Annotated in this window: 17 protein-coding genes; 10 read left to right on the plus strand and 7 right to left on the minus strand. The window is 67.8% G+C overall.

Annotated features, from left to right (window positions below; all coding sequences use genetic code 11):
* The first annotated feature begins 5 nt into the window (after positions 1 to 5).
* The 5 genes from ACV095_RS14170 to ACV095_RS14190 all read left to right on the plus strand — a co-directional run bounded on the left by ACV095_RS14170 (position 6) and on the right by ACV095_RS14190 (position 6,354).
* Positions 6 to 2,528 (plus strand): MMPL family transporter, encoded by a 2,523-nt coding sequence (locus tag ACV095_RS14170; protein ID WP_478222114.1) that lies wholly within the window; start codon positions 6 to 8, stop codon positions 2,526 to 2,528.
* Positions 2,529 to 2,537: 9 nt separating this feature from the next.
* Positions 2,538 to 3,182 carry a Maf family protein gene (locus ACV095_RS14175; protein WP_018770098.1) on the plus strand — a complete coding sequence of 215 codons (645 nt, stop codon included), beginning with the start codon at positions 2,538 to 2,540 and terminating at the stop codon, positions 3,180 to 3,182.
* A gap of 129 nt (positions 3,183 to 3,311) precedes the next feature.
* The gene (locus ACV095_RS14180) at positions 3,312 to 5,123 is read left to right on the plus strand and encodes an acetyl/propionyl/methylcrotonyl-CoA carboxylase subunit alpha (RefSeq protein WP_478222115.1); all 1,812 of its coding nucleotides are present in this window, start codon (positions 3,312 to 3,314) and stop codon (positions 5,121 to 5,123) included.
* 18 nt (positions 5,124 to 5,141) lie between these two features.
* Positions 5,142 to 5,579 carry a YybH family protein gene (locus ACV095_RS14185; protein ID WP_018770100.1) on the plus strand — a complete coding sequence of 146 codons (438 nt, stop codon included), beginning with the start codon at positions 5,142 to 5,144 and terminating at the stop codon, positions 5,577 to 5,579.
* A gap of 43 nt (positions 5,580 to 5,622) precedes the next feature.
* A complete protein-coding gene (locus ACV095_RS14190) occupies positions 5,623 to 6,354 on the plus strand; it encodes a glutamine amidotransferase (RefSeq protein ID WP_478222116.1) in 732 nt (243 codons plus the stop codon).
* A 58-nt stretch (positions 6,355 to 6,412) separates the two neighbouring features.
* Here the strand turns inward: ACV095_RS14190 and ACV095_RS14195 are convergent, their stop codons facing one another.
* A complete protein-coding gene (locus ACV095_RS14195; protein ID WP_223994514.1) occupies positions 6,413 to 7,822 on the minus strand; it encodes an MFS transporter in 1,410 nt (469 codons plus the stop codon).
* A 276-nt stretch (positions 7,823 to 8,098) separates the two neighbouring features.
* Here ACV095_RS14195 and ACV095_RS14200 point away from each other — a divergent pair, with 276 nt between their 5' ends.
* Genes ACV095_RS14200 through ACV095_RS14210 form a run of 3 tightly spaced genes read left to right on the plus strand, consistent with a single transcriptional unit; the run spans position 8,099 to position 13,276 of the window.
* Complete coding sequence (locus tag ACV095_RS14200; RefSeq protein WP_018770103.1) at positions 8,099 to 9,511, plus strand: MFS transporter; 1,413 nt, start codon at positions 8,099 to 8,101, stop codon at positions 9,509 to 9,511.
* Position 9,512: 1 nt separating this feature from the next.
* Positions 9,513 to 11,720, plus strand: a complete 2,208-nt coding sequence (locus tag ACV095_RS14205; protein WP_018770104.1) for a molybdopterin oxidoreductase family protein — start codon at positions 9,513 to 9,515, stop codon at positions 11,718 to 11,720.
* On the plus strand, positions 11,717 to 13,276 hold the full coding sequence (locus ACV095_RS14210) for an FAD-dependent oxidoreductase (protein WP_478222117.1): 1,560 nt from the start codon (positions 11,717 to 11,719) through the stop codon (positions 13,274 to 13,276). The genes ACV095_RS14205 and ACV095_RS14210 overlap by 4 nt, the downstream gene beginning before the upstream one ends.
* Before the next feature lie 21 nt (positions 13,277 to 13,297).
* Here the strand turns inward: ACV095_RS14210 and ACV095_RS14215 are convergent, their stop codons facing one another.
* Genes ACV095_RS14215 through ACV095_RS14240 form a run of 6 tightly spaced genes read right to left on the minus strand, consistent with a single transcriptional unit; the run spans position 13,298 to position 18,222 of the window.
* Positions 13,298 to 13,684, minus strand: coding sequence for a hypothetical protein (locus ACV095_RS14215; protein ID WP_478222118.1), 387 nt, complete (start codon positions 13,682 to 13,684; stop codon positions 13,298 to 13,300).
* 6 nt (positions 13,685 to 13,690) lie between these two features.
* Positions 13,691 to 15,277: a radical SAM protein gene (locus ACV095_RS14220; RefSeq protein ID WP_478222119.1), complete on the minus strand. Its 1,587-nt coding sequence runs from the start codon at positions 15,275 to 15,277 to the stop codon at positions 13,691 to 13,693.
* Positions 15,278 to 15,293: 16 nt separating this feature from the next.
* Positions 15,294 to 15,653, minus strand: coding sequence for a hypothetical protein (locus ACV095_RS14225; RefSeq protein WP_043425075.1), 360 nt, complete (start codon positions 15,651 to 15,653; stop codon positions 15,294 to 15,296).
* 1 nt (position 15,654) lies between these two features.
* Complete coding sequence (locus ACV095_RS14230; RefSeq protein ID WP_478222120.1) at positions 15,655 to 16,002, minus strand: hypothetical protein; 348 nt, start codon at positions 16,000 to 16,002, stop codon at positions 15,655 to 15,657.
* The gene (locus ACV095_RS14235; RefSeq protein WP_478222121.1) at positions 15,999 to 16,757 is read right to left on the minus strand and encodes a prolipoprotein diacylglyceryl transferase; all 759 of its coding nucleotides are present in this window, start codon (positions 16,755 to 16,757) and stop codon (positions 15,999 to 16,001) included. The genes ACV095_RS14230 and ACV095_RS14235 overlap by 4 nt, the downstream gene beginning before the upstream one ends.
* Positions 16,758 to 16,806: 49 nt before the next feature.
* Positions 16,807 to 18,222 carry an NAD(P)H-quinone dehydrogenase gene (locus ACV095_RS14240; RefSeq protein WP_134164529.1) on the minus strand — a complete coding sequence of 472 codons (1,416 nt, stop codon included), beginning with the start codon at positions 18,220 to 18,222 and terminating at the stop codon, positions 16,807 to 16,809.
* A 103-nt stretch (positions 18,223 to 18,325) separates the two neighbouring features.
* On the opposite strand from ACV095_RS14240, the gene ACV095_RS14245 reads away from it, so the two are divergent.
* Positions 18,326 to 19,144: a purine-nucleoside phosphorylase gene (locus tag ACV095_RS14245; protein ID WP_056393537.1), complete on the plus strand. Its 819-nt coding sequence runs from the start codon at positions 18,326 to 18,328 to the stop codon at positions 19,142 to 19,144.
* 57 nt (positions 19,145 to 19,201) lie between these two features.
* A complete protein-coding gene (locus ACV095_RS14250; RefSeq protein ID WP_134164530.1) occupies positions 19,202 to 20,950 on the plus strand; it encodes a phospho-sugar mutase in 1,749 nt (582 codons plus the stop codon).
* The last annotated feature ends 25 nt before the right edge of the window (positions 20,951 to 20,975 follow it).

A 20,975-nucleotide genomic window follows, 5' to 3' on the forward strand; every position in this document is an offset into this window, starting at 1 on the left:
CCCGCATGGCATTGCTCCTCTACCGCCTCGGCAAGTTCTCCTACCGCCGGCGCTGGCTGGTCATCTCCCTGTGGCTCGCCGTGCTGGTGGCCGTGGGCGGCTCGGCCGCGGCATTCCACGGCACCCTGTCCAACAACTTCCAGATTCCCGGGACCGAAACCCAGCGGATTGCGGACAAGCTCAAGCAGGAGCTGCCCTCGGCCTCCGGCGGCAGCGCCACGATCGTTTTCGAAGCCCCGGACGGCGGCTTCACGGCCCAAAGCCGGACGGCCGTGACGGAGGCGCTGAAGAAGCTCCAGACCCTCCCCGAGGTGCGTGGCACGGTGGACCCGTTCGCCACCCAGGCACAGGTGGACCAGGCCGGCAAGGCCATCACCGACGGCGAACAGCAGCTGGCGGCCGGGCAGGCACAGCTGGACGCCTCCCGGGCCCAGCTTGAAGCCAGCAAGGCGCAGTTGGCGGCAGCCGAGCAGCAGCTCACCACCGCCGGGGCGCCGGCAGCACTGATTGAAGCCCAGCTTGGCCAGCAGAAGGCAGCGCTGGCCCAGGGCCAGGCCCAGCTGGACGCCGGCGCCCAGGAACTGGCGGCCAACAAGGCCAAGCTGGAACAGGGCAAACGGCAGGCCCAGGCAGCATCAGCCATCCGCTTCGTGTCCGGGGACAACAAGGCCGCCGTGGCACAGGTGCAGTTCAAGACCTCCATCAACGGGCTGGCCCCGGCCGTGCGCAAGCAGGTGCAGGAGATCGCCCACGAGACCTCCACGGCAGGCGTCACGGCGCTGGCCAGCAAGGAAATCACCGAGGACATTTCGGCACTGTTCGGCACTGCGGAAATCGTCGGCATCGCCGTTGCGGCGCTGGTCCTCATCCTCATGCTGGGTACGCTGATCGCCGCCGGGCTGCCACTGCTGATGGCCATCATCGGCGTCGGCGTGGGCGTCGGCATCACGTTCGCCCTTTCCGGCCTGTTCGACATGAGCTCCATCTCGCCCATGCTGGCCCTGATGCTTGGCCTCGCCGTCGGCATCGACTACTCGCTGTTCATCGTCAACCGGCACCGCACCCAGCTCCTTGCCGGCATGGATGCGGAGGAGTCTGTTGCCCGGGCCAACGGCACGTCCGGCAACGCCGTGGTCTTCGCCGGCCTGACCGTGATCATCGCCCTTGCCGCCCTGGTGGTCCCCGGGCTGCCCTTCCTCGCCGTCATGGGCCTTGCGGCAGCGGGAACCGTGGCCGTTGCGGTGCTCGTGGCCATCACCCTGACCCCTGCCATGCTGTCCCTGATTGGACGGCGCATCATCTCCCGGCGGGCCTGGGCCAAAGCCGAAGCCCACAACGCCGAACCGGACCACGAAACGGCCGACCTCGCCGCCGATAAGGAACGCAGCACCCGCGGGTGGGGCGGCCTGGTCACCCGGCACCCGTGGGTGGCACTGATCGCGGGCATCCTCCTGCTGGGCACCCTTGCGCTGCCCGCCACCCAGCTGCAGCTGGCCCTGCCGGACGGAGGCTCCGAACCCGTGGAGTCAGAGGCCTACCAGGCCTACGACCTCACGGCCCGCAGCTTCGGCGAAGGTGTCACCGGACCCATCGTGGCCGTCGGCGAGTTCCCCGCGGACCTGGACGAAGCCCAGGCCCGGAAGCTGCAGTACGACATCGCGGACAAGCTCCGTGCCGTGGACAATGTGGTGGCAGCCGTGCCCGTCGCCCTCAGCGAGGACCGCCGGACCGCCGTGTTCCAGGTCATCCCCAAGGAGGGCCCGGCCAGCGCCACCACCGTCAAGGTGGTCTCCGAGCTCCGCGGCCTCAACGGGGAGATCCAGTCCGACTACGGCGTGGCCATGGGACTGACCGGGCAGACCGCCGGCAACGTGGACGTCTCCACCAAGCTTGGTGACGCCCTGCCGCCCTACCTGGCCATCGTCGTCGGACTTTCCCTGATCCTGCTGCTGCTGGTGTTCCGGTCCATCGTGGTCCCGCTGCTGGCCACGGGCGGCTTCCTGCTGTCCCTGTCCGCCGCCTTCGGTGCCGTGGTGGCGGTATACCAGTGGGGCTGGCTGGGGAACATCTTCGACGTGGCCAACCCCGGCGCCGTGCTCAGCTTCCTGCCCATTATCCTGATCGGCGTGCTGTTCGGCCTGGCCATGGACTACCAGGTGTTCATCGCCTCCGGCATGCGCGAGGCATACATGCACGGATCGTCCGCCAAGGAAGCGGTCAGGGTGGGCTTCCGGCACGCGGCCGCCGTAGTCACCGCGGCCGCGATCATCATGGTCAGCGTGTTCTCCGGCTTCATCTTCAGCCACCTCACCATGGTCCGGCCGCTGGGCTTTGCCATGGCCTTCGGCGTACTGTTCGACGCCTTCGTGGTCCGCATGACCATCGTCCCGGCCGTGATGTACCTGCTGGGCGCCAGGTCCTGGTGGCTGCCGCGGTGGCTGGACAGGATCCTGCCGGACGTGGACGTGGAGGGCGCCAAGCTCAACAGGGGCCAGGCAGCACCCGCCTCCGGCGAGCTGGTCCACTAGGCTGAAGCCGTGCTCCATCTGATTCTCGCCTCCCAGTCCCCCGCCCGCACCAAGCTCCTGGCCGAGGCCGGCATCCGGCACACCGTGCTGGTCTCCGACGTCGACGAGGCCGCCGTGCAGGCGCGGTACGGCGTCACGGACCCGCACGACACCGCGCTGCTGCTGGCCCGCGCCAAGGCCGAGGCCGTGGCGGCGCTGCCGGAAGCGGACGGCGCCCTGGTGCTGGGCTGCGACTCGGTCTTTGAATTCGACGGCGAGGCGCACGGCAAGCCCTACACCGCCGACGTCGCCCGCGAGCGGATGCTCCGGATGAGCGGCAGCGCGGGAGTGCTGCACACGGGCCACTGGCTGGTGGACTGCAGGGACACGGACGACGACGGCGGCAGCGGCCGCGGCTCGGGCGCCACGGTGGGGGCGGTCGCCTCAGCCGAGGTTTCCTTCCTGGAGATGGATCCGGCAGAGATCGACGCCTACATCGCCACCGGAGAGCCGCTTCACTGCGCGGGCTCCTTCACCATCGACGGCCTGGGCGGCGCCTTCATCCGGAAGGTCGACGGCGACCCGCACGCCGTCGTCGGCCTTTCCGTCTCCACCCTGCGCGGGCTGCTCGCGTCCGCCAACGTGCGCATTACGGACCTCTGGCCCCGGCGGTAAATCGCCCGGTTTCCACACTCCTTGTAGCTTCCCTACAAAGGACGGCCGGTTTACACGCGGATTCCGCAAGTAATATCGGCGGAACCTCCAAAAGCGCGCTAGGCTCCCTGAAGGAAAGAAGGAGACGCCTTGTCAGCAAATTTGGAGCAGTCCGCAGGTACTACACAGCCGAGCCTCACAAAGGTGCTGATCGCCAACCGCGGCGAAATCGCCGTGCGCATCATCCGGGCGGCCCGGGACGAGGGCATTGCCTCCGTGGCCGTCTACGCAGATCCGGACCGGGACGCGCTGCACGTCCGGCTGGCTGACGAGGCGTACGCCCTGGGTGGCACCACCGCGGCGGAGTCCTACCTGGTGATGGACAAGATCATTGACGCCGCCCGCCAGTCCGGCGCCGACGCCATCCACCCCGGCTACGGCTTCCTGGCCGAAAATGCCCAGTTCGCTGCACGGGTGATCGAGGCCGGCATCACCTGGATCGGCCCCTCCCCGGAGGCAATCTCCGCCTTGGGCGACAAGGTCCAGGCCCGGCACATCGCCGAAAAGGTGGGCGCCCCGCTGGTTCCGGGCACCGCCGACCCCGTTGAGTCCGCGGACGAAGTCCTGGACTTCGTGGACCGCCACGGCCTGCCCGTGGCCATCAAGGCTGCCTTCGGCGGCGGCGGACGCGGCATCAAGGTGGCCCGCACCCGGGAAGAAATCCCGGAGCTGTACGAATCCGCCGTCCGTGAGGCCACCGCAGCCTTCGGCCGCGGCGAATGCTTCATCGAGCGCTTCCTGGACGCCCCACGGCACGTGGAAACCCAGTGCCTGGCCGACGCCTACGGCAACGTGGTGGTGGTGTCCACCCGCGACTGCTCCCTGCAGCGGCGCAACCAGAAGCTCGTGGAGGAAGCCCCGGCACCGTTCCTCACCGAGGACCAGAACCGGCGCCTCTACGAATCCTCCAAGGCCATCCTGAAGGAGGCCGGCTACCTCGGCGCCGGAACCTGCGAATTCCTGGTGGGCCAGGACGGCACCATCTCCTTCCTCGAAGTCAACACCCGCCTCCAGGTGGAGCACTGCGTCTCCGAGGAAGTCACCGGCATCGACCTGGTGCGCGAACAGTTCCGGCTGGCCAGGGGCGAGGAACTGGGCTACGGCGATCCCGAGGTCCGCGGACACTCCATCGAATTCCGCATCACCGGCGAGGATCCGGGCCGCAACTTCCTGCCGGCCCCCGGCACGGTCCGCGTCCTGAAGAACCCCACCGGTCCCGGCGTGCGCGTGGACTCGGGCGTGGAACAGGGCGACGTGATCAGCGGGAACTTCGACTCCATGCTGTCAAAGCTGATCATCACCGGCGCCACCCGGACGCAGGCCCTCCAGCGTGCCCGCCGCGCCCTGGAGGAGATGGTGGTGGAGGGCATCCCCACCGTCATCCCGTTCGACCTCGCAGTTGTGTCGGACCCCGCTTTCGCCCCGGCCGAGGGCCCGTTCAAGGTCCACACCCGGTGGATCGAAACCGAATTCAGCAACAACCTTCCCGCCTGGACGCCGGATGCCCCAACCGATGCAGACGGCTCCGCAGAAGACCGCCAGCGCGTCGTGGTCGAGGTGGGCGGCAAGCGGCTGGAGGTGGTCCTCCCCGCGTCCCTGGGCACGCCGGGCACTGCAGCAGGCGCCGCCGCCAAGCCGGGCAAGTCCAAGAAGCGGTCCCGCTCCGCCGGTCCCGCGGCTGCCACCGGCAACGCCCTGACCTCCCCCATGCAGGGCACCATCGTGAAGGTGGCCGTGGCGCACGGGGACGTTGTGTCCGAAGGTGACCTGGTGGTGGTCCTCGAGGCCATGAAGATGGAGCAGCCCCTCACCGCACACCGGTCCGGGACCATCACCGGCCTGACGGCAACGGCGGGCGAAACGGTGTCCGCGGGCGCCATCATCGCCACCATCGAAGACTAGAAAGCAGTCCCGGCAGCCATGCTCGCACCCAGCTTCCAGGAAGAAGTGGACCGCTACCACCAGGCGGTTCCCGAAATCACCCGGGGCAATCCGGCCCCCATCAAGGAGCTCTACTCCCGCCTCGACGACGTCACCCTGGCCAATCCCTTTGGCGGCATAGCGCGCGGCTGGGCCCAGGTGGAGGCCCGGCTTGACCAGGCGGCGCGGCAGTTCCGCGACGGCGAGATGCTGGGCTTCGACACCGTCACCTCCTACACCGCCCGCGACACCGCCTACCTGGTGGAGACCGAGCACTTCCGGGCACGGCTGGACGCGGCGGCCGCCACCGAGGAATTCGCGCTTCGCGTGACCAGTATCTTCCGGCGCGAGGAAGGCTACTGGAAGCTGGTGCACCGCCACGCCGACCCCGCAGCCCGGCCACAGTCCCGCCGGTCGCTGACCCAGCCCGCCGGCTGAGCCGGTGCTGGCAGGGGGCGCCGCCAGGATGCAGACTTAGCTCATGCTGCCTTTCCTGCTCCTCGCCTCCCGCCCGGAAGACGCTGCCGCGGAGGAGGAATATGCCGCCTATTTGAGGTACGGCGGGCTTGAGGAACGGGAACTGCGCCGGGTCAGGCTTGAGGCCGCTCCTTTGCCCGCGCTGGATCTTGCGGATTATTCCGGCGTCATCGTGGGCGGCAGCCCGTTCACGTCCAGCGATCCGCCGGAGCAGAAGAGCCCGGTCCAGCACCGGGTGGAGCGGGAGTTGTCCGGCCTCCTGGACCAGCTGGTAGCCCTCGACTTTCCCTTCCTGGGCGCCTGCTACGGGGTGGGGACGCTGGGCCGCCACCAGGGCGCGGTCATCGACAGGACCTACGGCGAGCCGCTGGGCGCCGTGGAAATCGAGCTGACGGATGCCGGGCTGCAGGATCCCCTGCTGCAGGGCATGGCCCGGACCTTCACGGCCCTGACCGGCCATAAGGAAGCGGTCAGTTCCCTGCCACCGCACGCGGTGCTGCTGGCGAGCTCAGCCACCTGCCCCGTGCACATGTTCCGGGTCAAGACCAACCTTTATGCCACCCAGTTCCATCCCGAACTGGACACCGACGGGCTGGTGACCCGGATCGATATCTACCGGCACGCCGGCTACTTTCCGCCCGAATCCGCCGAGGAGCTGATGGCCGCCGCACGCCAATTCACGGTCACCGAGCCCATGGCCGTGCTGAAGAACTTCGTGGCGCGCTACGCACGGTGAGCATGAAAATGCCCGGCGGGCCGGATGGCCGCGCCGGGCATTTTCGGCACCCGAAGCGTCAGGCCACGTTGTTCTCGTAGTCCAGGTCGCGGGTTTCGCGGGTAAGGAACAGCGCAATCAGGGTGAGCACGGCCATGGCCGTCAGGTAGACACCCACCAGGACAGGGCTGCCCTTGGCCACTTCCCACAGGGCCACGGCGATGAACGGTGCCACCGCAGCGCCCAGGATGCTGGAGAAGTTGTAGCTGATCGCCGAGCCGGTGTAGCGGACGTTCGTGGGGAACAGCTCCGGCAGCAGCGCTCCCATGGGCCCGAAGGTGAGGCCCATGAGGGAGAACCCGAGGATCAGCAGGCCCATGGTGCCCACAAAGCCACCGCTGAACAGCGGAACAAACAGCAGGCCGAACACGAAGATGCCCGCGGTGACGGCGAGGAGCATCTTGCGCCGGCCGTACTTTTCGGCCAGGGGTCCGGAGACCAGGGTGAAGATGCCGAAGAAGACGACGCCGGCAATCAGCATCCAGAGGAAGTCGTTGCGGGTGTAGCCGAGGCCTGGAACGAACGCGGCAGCAGCGGCGTCAGACATGGGCTTTCCGGCCTTTTCGGCCGCGGCCTTGGCACCTTCGAGGGTTGGCTTGGTGCCGTAGGTAAGGGTGAACGTGGTCATCAGGTAGAAGAGCACGTACGTGGCCAGCATGATGAAGGTGCCCAGGATCAGCTGGCGCCAGCTGGTCTTGAAGACGCGGCCAAGCGGCAGCTTGGCCACCTCCTTGGATTCCAGCACCTTGGTGAAGGCGGGGGTTTCGATCAGCTTGAGCCGTACGTACAGGCCCAGGATCACCATGACGGCGCTGAGCAGGAACGGGACGCGCCAGCCCCACGCCTGGAAAGCTTCCGGCGTCAGGGTGTAGCTCGCAACCAGGAAGATGACGTTGGCGATGATGAAGCCGATTGGGGCGCCCAGCTGCGGGAAGGTGCCGTAGATGGCCCGCTTGTTGGCAGGGGCGTTCTCGGTGGCCAGCAGCGCGGCCCCGCTCCACTCCCCGCCGAGCGCAAGGCCCTGGGCGAAGCGCATGACCACCAGCAGGGCCGGTGCCCAGAATTCCCAGCCCGGAACCAGCGCGGTGGGGAGGCAGCCGATGAGGAAGGTGGCAATACCCATGGTCAACAGCGACGCCACCAGCGTGCCCTTGCGGCCGAACTTGTCGCCGAAGTGCCCGAAGACGATGGAGCCGAGCGGCCGGGCGATGAATGCCACGCCAAAAACGGCGAAGGAGCTCAGCAGCTGGGTGGTTTCGTTCGCGCCCGGGAAGAAGAGCTTCGGGAAAACGAGCACGGCGGCAGTGGCATAGACGTAGAAGTCGTAGAACTCCACTGTGGTGCCGATCAGGCTGGCCACGATGACGCGGCCGCGGGAGTTCACCGGCTGGTGCGAACCAGGCACCGTGGTGGTATCGGTGGATGACATATAAACGCTTTCGTGAGACCGGCCGGGCACAGGCAGGGCTGCCTCCCGGCTCGAATAGTTAGAGTTCGATCTTACTTCGCCGCGTCCAGTCAATGGACGAAACGTCCACCATTCGGACGTGTGTTGCATGTCTCACCATGCGGTCCGGCAGGCCGCCTCACGCCGCCGGGCCGGACCGGATAGGCAAAAGTCACAGCGCGTTAACAAACATCGACCGTCCGTGAAACGCGCCGTCCCTACCTTTGAGGAACAACATCCCCCTGAAGGAGGTAACCCGTGACTGTTGACCGCACCGTCGATGCCGGCGTACAGCCCGGCTCTACCCGCACCACAGACACCCCTGCCCTTGAATTCCGCCCCGGCCGCTGGATCGCCAACTGGGATGCCGAGAACAAGGAGCAGTGGGAAACCGCCGGCCGCGCCATCGCCCGCCGCAACCTGAACTGGTCCATCTTCGCCGAGTTCCTCGGCTTCGTTGTCTGGCAGCTGTGGTCCATTGTGGTGGTCCAGCTGCCGGCCGCCGGCTTCACATTCTCCACCTCGGAGATCTTCTGGCTCATCTCCATGCCCAGCCTCGTGGGCGCCACCCTCCGCATCCCGTACACCTTCATGGTTCCCCGGTTCGGCGGACGCAACTGGACCATCGTGTCCGCCCTGCTGCTCCTGATCCCCTCCACCGGCCTGGCGCTGTGTGTCTCCAACCCGGAGACGCCCTTCGGCGTCATGCTGCTCGTGGCCGCCCTGGCCGGCTTCGGCGGCGGCAACTTCGCCAGCTCCATGGCGAACATCACTTTCTTCTACCCGGCCAGGGAAAAGGGCTGGGCGCTGGGCCTGAACGCCGCAGGCGGGAACCTGGGCGCCGCCGTCGCACAGCTTGCCGTTCCCATCGTGATCACCCTGCTGGCCGCCGGCACCGTCAACCTTCCCATGGCCGGCTGGATGTGGGTTCCCTTCATCCTTCTCGCAGCGTTCGGCGCCTTCAAGTACATGAACAACCTCACCAGCGCCAAGGGTGACGTGGCCGGCTCGGTCGCTGCGCTCAAGGAACCGCACCTGTGGATCATGGCGCTGCTGTACATCGGCACCTTCGGCTCATTCATCGGCTTCGCCGGTGTGTTCCCCAAGCTGATCAAGGACTACTTCCCCGCGTTCTCCTCCATCGGAGTAGGCACCGTGGCCCTGTCCCTTGCATTCCTGGGCCCCCTGGTGGGCTCGCTGGCCCGCCCGTACGGCGGACGCATGGCGGACCGCATGGGCGGGGCCCGGATGACGGTCACAGCCTTCGCTTCCATGGCCGTCATCACCCTCACCATGATCTGGACCCTGCCGCTGAAGAACTTCTGGCTCTTCCTGGTCCTCTTCCTGATGCTGTTCACCGCCAGCGGCTTTGGAAACGGTGCCACCTACCGGATGATCCCCGTCATCTTCGCCACCTCCAGCCGGGCCGCACGCAACGGCGCCAGCTCCGTGGCAACCCAGCGCCTGGCGTCCTCGGCACTCGGGCTGATCTCAGCGATCGGCGCCTACGGCGGCTTCGTCATCCCCCAGGTCCTGAACGCTTCCAGCACCGCCAGTGGCTCCTACACCCCGGCCTTCTACGGATTCGTTGCCGCCTACGTGGTGATGCTGCTGGTCTGCTGGACCTGCTACATCCGCAACGCCGGCCGGAACGCGATGGGACACGTCTAACATGACCAAAAGCGCCGACACGCACTGCCCCTACTGCGCCCTGCAGTGCGCCATGACGCTCACGTCCCCTGCGGACCTGGCCCCGGCTGCCCAGCCGGGGCCAGGCCCCGTGCCTGCACCGAATCCCGCGCCCGCACTGGAGGTTGCAGGCCGGGACTTCCCCACCAACCGCGGCGGCCTCTGCCGCAAAGGGTGGACCTCCCCCACGCTCCTGAACCACGCGGGCCGGATCACCGAGCCGCTGCTGAAGGGACCCGACGGCGTCCACCGGCCCATCGGCTGGGACCAGGCCCTGGACCTCGCCGCCCAGGCAGTGAAGGACGCCCGCGCACGCCACGGCGCGGACGCCGTCGGCGTCTTCGGCGGCGGCGGACTCACCAATGAGAAGGCCTACCAGCTGGGCAAGTTCGCCCGGCTGGCCCTGGGCACCTCACGCATCGACTACAACGGCAGGTTCTGCATGTCATCCGCCGCGGCCGCCGGAATGCGGGCGTTCGGCGTGGACCGCGGCCTGCCCTTCCCGCTCGAAGCCCTGGACACCGCCAGCACCATCCTGATGCTGGGGTCAAACGTTGCCGAGACCATGCCCCCGTTCGTACAGCACCTGCGCGGAGCCCGCGACGCCGGCGGGCTGGTGGTGGTTGACCCCCGCCGCTCCGCCACGGCAGCCTTTACGGCCGACGGCGGCGGCCTGCACCTCCAGCCGCTGCCGGGCACCGACCTTACCCTGCTGCTGGGCCTCTCCCACGTGGTCATCCACGAGAACCTGGTGGACACCGCCTACATCGAAGAGCGCACCTCGGGCTACAGCGCCGTAGTCCGCAGCGTCAACGCCTTCTGGCCCGAACGCGTCCAGTCGCTGACCGGCGTCCCCGCGGAACTGATCCGGCAAACCGCCCGCATGCTCGCTGCCGGGGCGCAGGAAGGCGGAAGCTACATCCTCACCGGACGCGGCGTGGAACAGCACGTGGACGGCACCGACACCGCAACCGCGGCCATCAACCTCAGCCTCCTCCTGGGCCTGCCGGGCTCCGCCCGCAGCGGGTACGGGACCCTTACCGGCCAGGGCAATGGCCAGGGCGGCCGCGAGCACGGCCAGAAGGCGGACCAGCTCCCGGGCTACCGCAAGATCACCGACCCGGCTGCCCGCGCACACGTCGCGGCCGTCTGGGGCGTTCCGGAGGAGACCATCCCCGGACCCGGCCTGCCCGCCGTGCAGCTGCTGAAGTCACTGGGAAAGCCCGACGGCGTCCGGTGCCTTTTTGTGCATGCCTCCAACATCGCGGTGGCAGCTCCCGACGCCAACGCCGTCATCGAAGGGCTGCGGAGCCTGGACTTCCTGGTGGTCTGCGACTTCTTCATGTCCGAAACCGCCGCGGAGGCGGACCTTATCCTTCCCGTGCTGCAGTGGGCGGAGGAGGAGGGGACATTGACCAACCTGGAGGGCCGCGTCCTGCGCCGCCGCCGTGCCATCTCACCTCCGGCTGGTGCCCGGAGCGAGCTGTGGATCATGGCCCGCCTCGCCGAGCGGCTGGACGCCCCGTCCACCTACAGCGAGGATCCGGAGACGGTCTTCGAGGAACTGCGGCGTGCCTCCGCCGGGGGCCTGGCAGACTACTCGGGCATTGACTACGCCATGCTGGACCGCGGGGAGGCCGCCTACTGGCCCTACCCGGCCGGCAGCAGCGGAACGCCGCGGCTGTTCGCCAGCCGCTTCGCCCACTCCGACGGCAAGGCCGTGATGGTCCCGGTGGTGCCGCGCCGCCGTCGTATTTCTGCCGGCGATGGCGGGACCTCCGGAGACCCCGCCGGCAAAGCCATGACCCTCATCACCGGCCGGCTCCTGGAGCATTACCAGTCAGGGGCCCAGACGCGGCGGGTGGCCGAACTCGTCGCCGCACAGCCCGAGGCGAGGGTGCAGATCCACCCCTCGGCGGCAGCCGCCATGGGCATCGCCGCCGGTTCGCTGGTCTCCGTGGCGAACGTGCGCGGCGAGGTGGTGTGCCATGCGGAGCTGAGCACAGCCATCCGCCCGGAGACAGTGTTCCTGCCCTTCCACTTCCCCGGCTCCGAAAGCGCCAACCGCCTCACCGAAGCCGCCACTGATCCCATCTCCGGGATGCCCGAATTCAAATTCAACACCGTATGGGTCCGGCCCGTGGCCGCACCCGATTCCGCCCGCATGCTGCAAACGACGGAGGCCTCATGAGCGAGCAGATTGTCATCGTGGGATTCGGCCCCGTGGCCGCCAGGCTGGTGGACGAGCTCCTACCCGCCGTGCGCGCAGGGCAGGTCCAGGTCACCGTGCTCGGTGAGGAACCCGAGGCAGCCTACAACCGCGTCCTGGTGGCCGACCTCGGCGTCGGCCGGACCACCGCTGACGCACTGGCCCTTGCCGATGCCGCCGAGCTGGCCGCGGACGGCGTGGACGTCCGCCTGGGCGTGCGGGTCAAGCGCGTGGACAGGCCACGGCAGCAGGTCCTGCTTGCTGAAGGACCACCCGTGCACTACGACCGGCTGGTGTTCGCCACCGGATCCCGGCCTGTCATTCCCAACCTCACCGGCATCAACCCGGATCCTTCCTCCCCCGTGCTTCCCGCCGGCGTCACCGCGCTGCGGGACCTTCGCGACGCCGCTGTCCTCCGGCAGGCGGTGGACGGCGGCAAGCGCGTAGTGGTCCTGGGCGGCGGCGTCCTGGGCCTGGAAACGGCGCTGGCCGCAGCGGAGGAAGGCGCCACCGTCACGGTGGTCCACAACGGCCCGCACCCCCTGGGGCGCAGCATCGACCGTGCCGGCGGGGCCGTCCTCGCTGCAGGGCTGCGGCGCTGCGGGGTCCGGGTGGCAGGCAACGCCCGTTCCACCGGCGTTGAGCACAACGCGCCCGACGGCGGTTTCTCGGCTTTGCTGCTGGACGACGGGCAGGCGATTGACGGGGACCTCCTGGTCATTTCATGCGGGGTGCGTCCCCGGACGGAGCTGGCCGACGGCTGCGGGCTGGCCACCGGCACCGGGATCCTGGTGGACCACACGCTGCGGGCGCACCACGAACCGCATATCTTTGCCATCGGCGACTGCGCGGAGGTCCACTGCCCCGACCCGGGCTGCGCCGCATGCCGGAACGCCACGGGGCCCTCCGGCCTGGTGGGCCCTGGCTGGCGGCAGGCCGAGTGGCTGGCGGGCTACCTCACCCTGCTGTCCTCCGGTGGGGTGGAGGAGGCGGAACTGCTGTCCGCGCTCCCGCCGGAACAGCCCGGCGTCGTGGTGCTGAAGGCCCGCGGCCTGAACATGGCTGTGGCCGGGAACAACGACGCGGATCCGTGGGACGAGGAAGCGCTCACGGCGGGCGCGGCCAACGGCAGGGCCCGCCTGCAGGTGGCCCAGTGGGCTGATCCTGAGCACGGCCGGTACGTCAAGATGACCACCCGAGGCGGAGTGCTCGAAGGCCTGGTGGCGGTGGGCATGCCCCGCACGGCGGCCGAGCTGGTGGGACTCTTCGAACGCGGCGCCGAACTGCCTGCGGACCGGTCGCTCCTCCTCCGCCTGGACGGGCCGGACCAGCTGCCGGGCGCAGCCGCGGACCCGGCCGGGACCGTGTGCCGGTGCGCCGGAGTCAGCGGGAACACCATCACGGGCGCCGTGGCCGACGGCTGCTCCACGGTGGCGGACGTTTCCAAGGCCACCCGGGCGGGCACAGGATGCGGTGGCTGCCATGAGGACATCAAGGGCCTCATTGAACGGCATTTCCGGGCGGTGCCGGCAGCCTGAGTGGCGTGTTGTGGTTGCTTTTCACACCCCGAACAATCGTCCCGTGACCAGGTAGATCCCGTAGATGCCCGCGGCCAGGAGGACACCCAGATAGGACAGCACGAGCCTCGTGTCGCGCAGGTAGCACTTGGATTTCATCAGGCCGCGCCGCCGCGCTTTCCAGTATCCGATGAACCCGATGGCTGCAAACACGGACAGCGCCACGGGCCCTGCCAGCCACCCCAGCAGGGCAACCGTGGCGAAGATGCACAGGCGCAACGGGTCAAAAGGTGGTGCTTCGGCGTTGTCAGGGCCGGAACCCGGAGGGGCAGAGGGCACTGCAGGCATGACGCCGTGCTTGGCGCCCAGAAGCTCTGAGGGCAACGGGCCGGCGGCGATCCGCCGGGCGTGTGACGCGGAGTCCATCATTCCTCCCTAGACGTGACGCATCGGAATCAGCCGTGCACCAGTGGCCGTGCTCATGCGTTGCCTCGCCAGCGAGGGCCAGGCCTGCACTGCGCAGAACGGCGCGCATTGATGCGCGCCGGCGTCGCTCTTGGTTCCCACGTGCACGCAGCATTGGGTGAGCCGTTCCTCGATCATCGTGGAGATGTCCATGAAAGGTTTGACCATGATGCGCGTTACCCGTTCCGCGAGGAGCCTGCGGAGGCGTTGCTGCTGCCCCGGGAGTTTGCCCGCCGCCAGGGTGGTAAGCGTGCCGATGCCAAGATCGCACTGGGTGCAGACGTTCTTCCAAAGGTCCATCGTGCGGGGGTGGGACAGGGACGCCTGTTCGCTCAACAGGTCAAGCAGCGAGGTTTTCATCAGGTTCCGCAGCTCCAGCGGGATGGCGCTGTCGGCGATCCGGTTCGCAAGGCTGTCCGGGTTAAGCTCGAGCCAAGTGAGCAGCTGATCATGCCCAATCAATGCTGCCAGGGACCTCCAGACGCCGGCGTCGTCCTTCAGCATGTAGCCCACTGAGGCGCAGTGCGGGTGGGAGCAGGGCAACGCTGTCAGGTCGTGCCAGGACACCACGCCGTTGGTCTGCCCGGCCAATCTTTCAAGGACGCCTGTGTGGGTGAGCCGGTCCATGGCATCGATGCCGTGTCCGCGTCCGGAACCGAAGACGGGCTGCAGCGCCACCCCTCCGATAAAGGGAGTCTCCAGGGCACGCATCACCACGGCACCGACTTCACCGTCGTTGACGCCCAGGGATGCTGTCATGGTCAGCGTGGTGAAAACGCCTGCATCCGACAAGCGCGAAATTGCCGCGTCCTTGAAGCGGGTAAGGTCTCCGCCGCGGTGGTGGATCGACGATTCCCTGGATGGACCGTCGTACTGGAGGTACACCTCCACCCTGTCCCGGTGCTGTTCCAGCAGGGCAAGCAGGTGGTCATCGGTGGCAATGAGCATGCCGTTGCTGTTCACCATGATCCTGACGATTGGCCGGGAAACGAGTTCATCCAGCAGTTCGGCAAGATATGGGTACAGCGTTGGTTCACCGCCGGAGAGCATCAGCACATCAAGGCGGTTGTTTTCCCGGGCCAGGCGGGTGTCAACATTGTCAAGCACCTCCCTCAATGGTGCGACTCCCTGCAGTTGTGGGCCGGATGCGGTGAAGCAGGTGGGGCAGCGCAGGTTGCAGTGCTCAATAATGTCCTGCAGCAGGATGCAGGTGTGTTGCGTTTGCATGGCTGGAAGCCCAAAGGCATATGCCTCAGGGACAGGGCGGAAATTGTCGGTCTGGTCAGGGATGTGCTGCTTGGTGGGCGCCTGCCACTTCTCCAGGTAGAGGAGGATTTCCGGAGACTCGTCGTACAGGGTGCGGACCAGCCCATGGTCCGGGCAGCCCCGTTCGAGCCACACGCGGCCGTCACGAATGAGCAGCGCCCCTGCCAGCCGGCGGACCTGGCTCAGTGGAGGGTTGGTTTCGTGGCATTTGGGGCAGAAAGCGGTCACATAGCGGTGGATCCTGTCACCGCGCAGCGGCTGTCCCTGACCGGGCAACTGTTGAGACTTCATGAATCGGCGCCCCTTCTCAAACTCCGGATTGCACCAGGGCACCCACGCAAAGTCCCCCGCCGAGTAACGTAAATATGCCGAGCCCGATCAGCAGCCCGGCCCCGGTGCGCGCGGTGCGGGGACTGACGGCAAGAACAACAGCCAGCCCCAGATAGACGGCGATCGGGACGAAGGCTGCCGGCCCGGCGAAGATGCTGGTTGCCCATGCATTCGGTGGTGCGATGTTCGGTGCTCCAATGCCTACTGTTGCCCAAAGGTAGAGGATGTACAGCGCCACAGCCCCGTAGACGACTCCAGACCCCAGGTAGCCGCCCCGCGGTTCCGGCTGCTGCCCACGCCGTTGCTCCTCCGGCGGAACCCCTTGACCGTCATTCATGTCAGGCCCGGACCTGGGCAAGGAACGCGACGCAAAGGCCGCCACCCAGCAGGGTGAAGACTCCCAAACCGATAAGCAGCCCTGCACCCAACCGGGCCGTCGAGCGCCTGATGGCCAGAGCGATGGATACCGCCAAATAAACGGCAATGGGGATAAACGGGGCTGGCACGGCCAGGAAGGTGGCTGACCAGGCATACGGTCCCCGAGCCATCGTCCCCAGTACATAGACGGCGTAAAGGGCCAGCGCCCCAAAGACGATGCCGGCCGCCAGGGAACCGCCGGCAGGTGATTGCGGCGGCAGGTTGCCCTGGTCCGGGGGCTGCGGCGGTATGTCCGGAGCGTCACTCATGCTGCGGTTCCTTCCATCTCGCGGCGGAGCGGCGAGCCGAAAACACGCCGGACCCGCCACACCAGGAGGGGCAAAACCGCCAGCAGGAACCATTGGGGCCGGCTCATCCCCAGCCACAGCACCTCGTTGCCCCGGACAAACTCGACCAGGAACCTGAACACGGCGTAGGCGCTGACGAAACAGATAAAGAGGTCGCCGGGGTGGGGCAGGCGGTCCCGGAAACGCCACATCACGGCGAAAGCGGCCGCGTGAAAGAAGATCTCGTAGACGAAAGACGGATGAAGCCCCACCCCGGCCGGCGCCCCGATCAGCGCGGCCTGGGCCGGGGTGAGAAGGATTCCCCACGCTCCCCCGGTTGGCGTGCCGGGGAGCTCTGTCAGAAGGCAGCCGATGCGCCCGATGATGAGGGCCAGGGCTACAGCAGGGGCCAGCAGATCCCCCGTCGGCTGCCGGTAACCGGTCAACCGTTTGGCCAGGAGCACGCCGCCCCAGGCCCCCACAAGCCCGGCCAGGATGCTGCGGTCGCCGTTGCCCCACCAGTCAGAAAGTGAAACCTGGCGTGAGATATCCCAGGTAAGCAACCTGGAACCGATGGCCCCGAAGGCAACGGCAAAACCGGCTATCGGCCACAACCGCGGATCCGTCAGCCCGCGGCGGCACTTCTCATATGCGTAGAAGAGCAGGGCTGCGAGAATTCCCAGCCCGACGAACCCGGCATGCACCAGCCCGTTTCCCGCGAAGGGAAGCCCAATCATGAGCAGAGTGTAACAACGGGTTGCCCAGCGAATGCGGGCCCTTCGGCCCTTACATGTGGACGTGCAGGCGGCGGGCGGCTTCGGAGATGGATCCGGTCAGCGACGGGTACACCGTGAAGGTGCTGGCGACGTCGTCAACGTGCAGCTTCTGCTTGACCGCGATGGAGATCGGGAAGATCAGCTCCGAGGCGTTCGGCCCCACCACCACGCCACCGATCACCGTGCCGGAACCCTTCCGCGCAAAGATCTTGACGAACCCGTCCTTGGCGTTGCGCATCTTGGCGCGGGCGTTGCTGCGCAGGGAGAGCTTGACGACGTCGGCCTGGTACTTGCCGGACTCGATCTCGGCTTCGGATACGCCAACGTTGGCGATTTCGGGCGAGGTGAAGATGTTGGATGCCACCTGGTGGAGCTTGAGCGGGGTCACGCCGTCGCCCATGAAGTGCGCCACCGCGATGCGGCCCTGCATGGCGGCCACGGAGGCCAGCGGCAGGACGCCCGTGCAGTCACCGGCGGCGTAGATGTTCGGGGCCGTCGTGCGGGAGACGCCGTCCACCTTGATGTGGCCGCTCTCGCTGACGGCGACGCCGGCCTCCTCGAGGCCCAGGCCTGCCGTATTGGGGATGGACCCCAGGCAGAGCAGGCAGTGGCTGCCGGTCACCGTGGAGCCGTCGGAAAGGGTCACCACCACGCCCTTGTCGGTGCGTTCCACAGTCTGGGCACGGGAACGGGACAAAACCCGGACCCCGCGGCGTTCGAAGACTTCCTCCAGGACCACGGCGGCGTCAACGTCGGAGCCGGGCAGCACGCGGTCGCGGCTGGACACCAGGGTGACCTTGGAACCAAGGCCGTTGTAGGCGGAGGCAAACTCCGCGCCGGTAACACCGGACCCCACCACGATGAGCTCCTCGGGCAGCTCGTCCAGGTTGTAGATCTGCGTCCAGTTCAGGATCCGCTCACCGTCGGGGCGGGCGGTCTCCAGCTCGCGCGGGTGTGCGCCCACGGCCAGCAGGATGGTGTCCGCCTCTACAGTCTCGGTGCCGTCCACCGTCATGACCTCGATGGTGTGGGTGTCGAGCAGCCGGCCGGAACCCGCAATAATCCGCACGCCCAGCTTTTCCAGGCCGTCCCGGATGTCCTGGGACTGGTTGCGGGCAAGGTTGAGGAGGCGGTCGTTGATGTGCTTGAGGTCTGCTCGCATCACCGGCACGAAGTCGCCGCCGTCGACGTCGAACTTCACTCCCAGCTCGCCGGCCTCTGCCACGCGGGTCATCAGGTCGGCCGTGGCAATGAGGGTCTTGGAGGGAACCACATCGGTCAGCACGGCGGATCCACCCAGGCCCGCGCGTTCGATGATGGTGACCGTCGCCCCGAGCGAGGCGGCCACCATGGCGGCTTCGTATCCGCCGGGACCACCTCCCAGGATTGCGATCCGGGGGGAGCTGAAATCTGGATGCGTAGTCACAGTCATCCATTCTCGCCCATTTGCCGCTGACCACCAAGAAAACAGGGCACTCTCCGGGCCGGCCGTGACGGGGGCAACACGGGCGGCACGATAACTTGTACTGGTGAGTACAACAGACTTCCTGAACACGGACCCGTTTGCCGCCGCACGCGCCGCAGCGGACTACATCGCCGAAGAGACAGGCGTGGACCGGCACGACACTGCCCTGGTCCTCGGCTCCGGGTGGGGCGAGGCCGCCGACCTCATCGGCGAAACCACCGCCACCCTGTCGGCCGAAGAAGTCCCCGGCTTCCATGCCCCCGCCGTGGAAGGCCACGTGGGCACCATCCGCTCCATACTGACGCCCTCGGGAAAGCGCGCCCTGGTCCTGGGCGCCCGCACGCACTACTACGAGGGCAAGGGCGTCAGGGCAGTGGTCCACGGAATCCGGACCGCGGCGGCCGCCGGGTGCAGCACCCTGGTCCTCACCAACGGCTGCGGCGGACTCAACGAGGACTGGGCCCCCGGCACCCCGGTGCTGATCAAGGACCACATCAACCTCACCGCGTCCTCACCGCTGGAAGGCGCCACCTTCGTGGACCTTACCGACCTGTACTCGCCGCGCATCCGCGGGCTGGCCCGCGAGGTGGACCCCACCCTGGACGAGGGCGTGTATGCACAGTTCCCCGGCCCGCACTACGAAACACCGGCCGAGGTGCAGTACGCCAAGCGGATCGGTGCCGACCTGATCGGCATGTCCACGGCGCTGGAAGCCATCGCCGGGCGGCACTCCGGGATGGAAGTGTTCGGAATTTCGCTGGTCACCAACCTCGCGGCCGGGATCAGCCCCCAGCCGCTCAGCCACCAGGAAGTCATCGAATCCGGCCGGGCAGCCGGCCCGCGCATCTCCAGGCTGCTGGCCGATATCATCGCCCGGCTCTAACGGATCAGGCGCCCCGGGTGCGTCACGGGCACGGGCAATGACGATAGCGTTAGGCCCATGACGTCTTCCGATGCCGAACTTCGCCTGCTCACCGAAGCCCGCGAATGGGCTGCCCAAGACCCGGATCCCGCAACGAAGGCGCTGCTCCTTGAGCTTGTCCGCCTTGTTGAGGACGGCGATCCCGCGGCCCGGCAGGAACTGGAAGACAGCTTCCGCGGCACGCTCCAGTTCGGCACGGCAGGGCTGCGCGCCGCCCTTGGCCCGGGGCCGAACCGGATGAACCGGGTGGTGGTGCGCCGCGCCGCAGCGGGACTCGCGGCCTTCCTGGGGGACGCCGCAGCCAAGGCCGCCCCGGGCACCCGCCCGCGCGCCGTCGTCGGGTATGACGCCCGGCATAACTCGGATGTCTTCGCGGCCGAAACCGCGGCAATCTTCACCGCGGCCGGCATCGAAGCCTTCCTGCTCCCGGCGCCCCTCCCCACTCCCCTGCTGGCGTACGCCGTCCGCGCCCTGGACTGCGACGGCGGCGTCATGGTCACCGCCAGCCACAACCCGCCCCAGGACAACGGGTACAAGGTGTACCTGGGACGGCATGCCGTGCCGGCAGACGGCGACGGCGCCCAGATCGTGGCGCCCTACGACGCGGAAATCGCTGGCCGGATCAGCGCCGTGGGGCCGCTGGAATCCATCACGCTGGCAGAGGGCGGCTGGACCGTCCTGGACGGTTCGCTGGCAGCCGGGTATGAGCGGGCGACGGCGGCACTGGCCATGGCGGACCGCTTCCCTGCCCGGGACCTGCGGATAGTCCTCACCCCGCTGCACGGCGTCGGCGGCGGGACTGCGCTGGACGTCCTGGAAGCGGCAGGTTTCAAAGATGTCACCGTGGTGGCTGAACAGGCCGAACCGGACCCGGATTTTCCCACCGTAAGTTTCCCCAACCCGGAGGAACCCGGCGCCCTGGACCTGGCCCTCGAGGCGGCCGCGCAGCTGGACGCCGACCTCGTGATCGCCAATGATCCCGACGCCGACAGGGCAGCCGTGGCGGCAAAGGATCCCGATACGGGCGCCTGGCGGATGCTCCGGGGCGACGAAGTGGGTTCCCTGCTGGGCGCCCACATGGTGGCCCGGCTCGCGGACGGCACCGCCGGCGCGGACGCTGACGGCCGGGGCGTCTTCGCCAATTCGATCGTTTCCTCACGGCTGCTGGCCCGCATCGCCGCCGCGGCCGGCTTCGCCCATGAGGAAACACTGACCGGGTTCAAGTGGATCTCCCGGGTTCCCGGGCTTGTCTACGGCTACGAGGAGGCGCTGGGGTACTGCGTTGCCCCGGAGCTGGTGAAGGACAAGGACGGCATTTCCGCCGCCGTCCTGATCGCCGAACTCGCGGCAGCGGCCAAGGCCGCAGGCAAGACGGTCTTCGACACCCTGGATGAGCTGTACCTCCAGCACGGCCTGCACGCCAGCGACCAGCTAAGCATCAGGGTTGCGGACCTGGGACTCCTGGACGCCATGATGAACCGCCTGCGGGTTTCGCCGCCGGAATCGTTCGGACAGTCCGCTGTGGAGGTCTTCACGGACCTGGCTGAAGGCAGCGCGCACCTGCCGCCCACCGAAGGGCTGCTCTACATCACCCGAAACCTGACCCGTGTCATCATCCGGCCCAGCGGCACCGAGCCCAAGCTCAAGTGCTACCTCGAGGTGATCCACCAGGTGGGGTCCGCCGCGGAACTGCCGGCAGCGCGCCAGGCCGCGCGTGCCTCGCTGGACGAGGTCCTGCACGACGTCAGCGAAGCGCTGGGCCTTTAGGAACTGCCGGTTAAACACCAAAGGG

This window comes from Arthrobacter sp. JDC6, assembly GCF_056484025.1.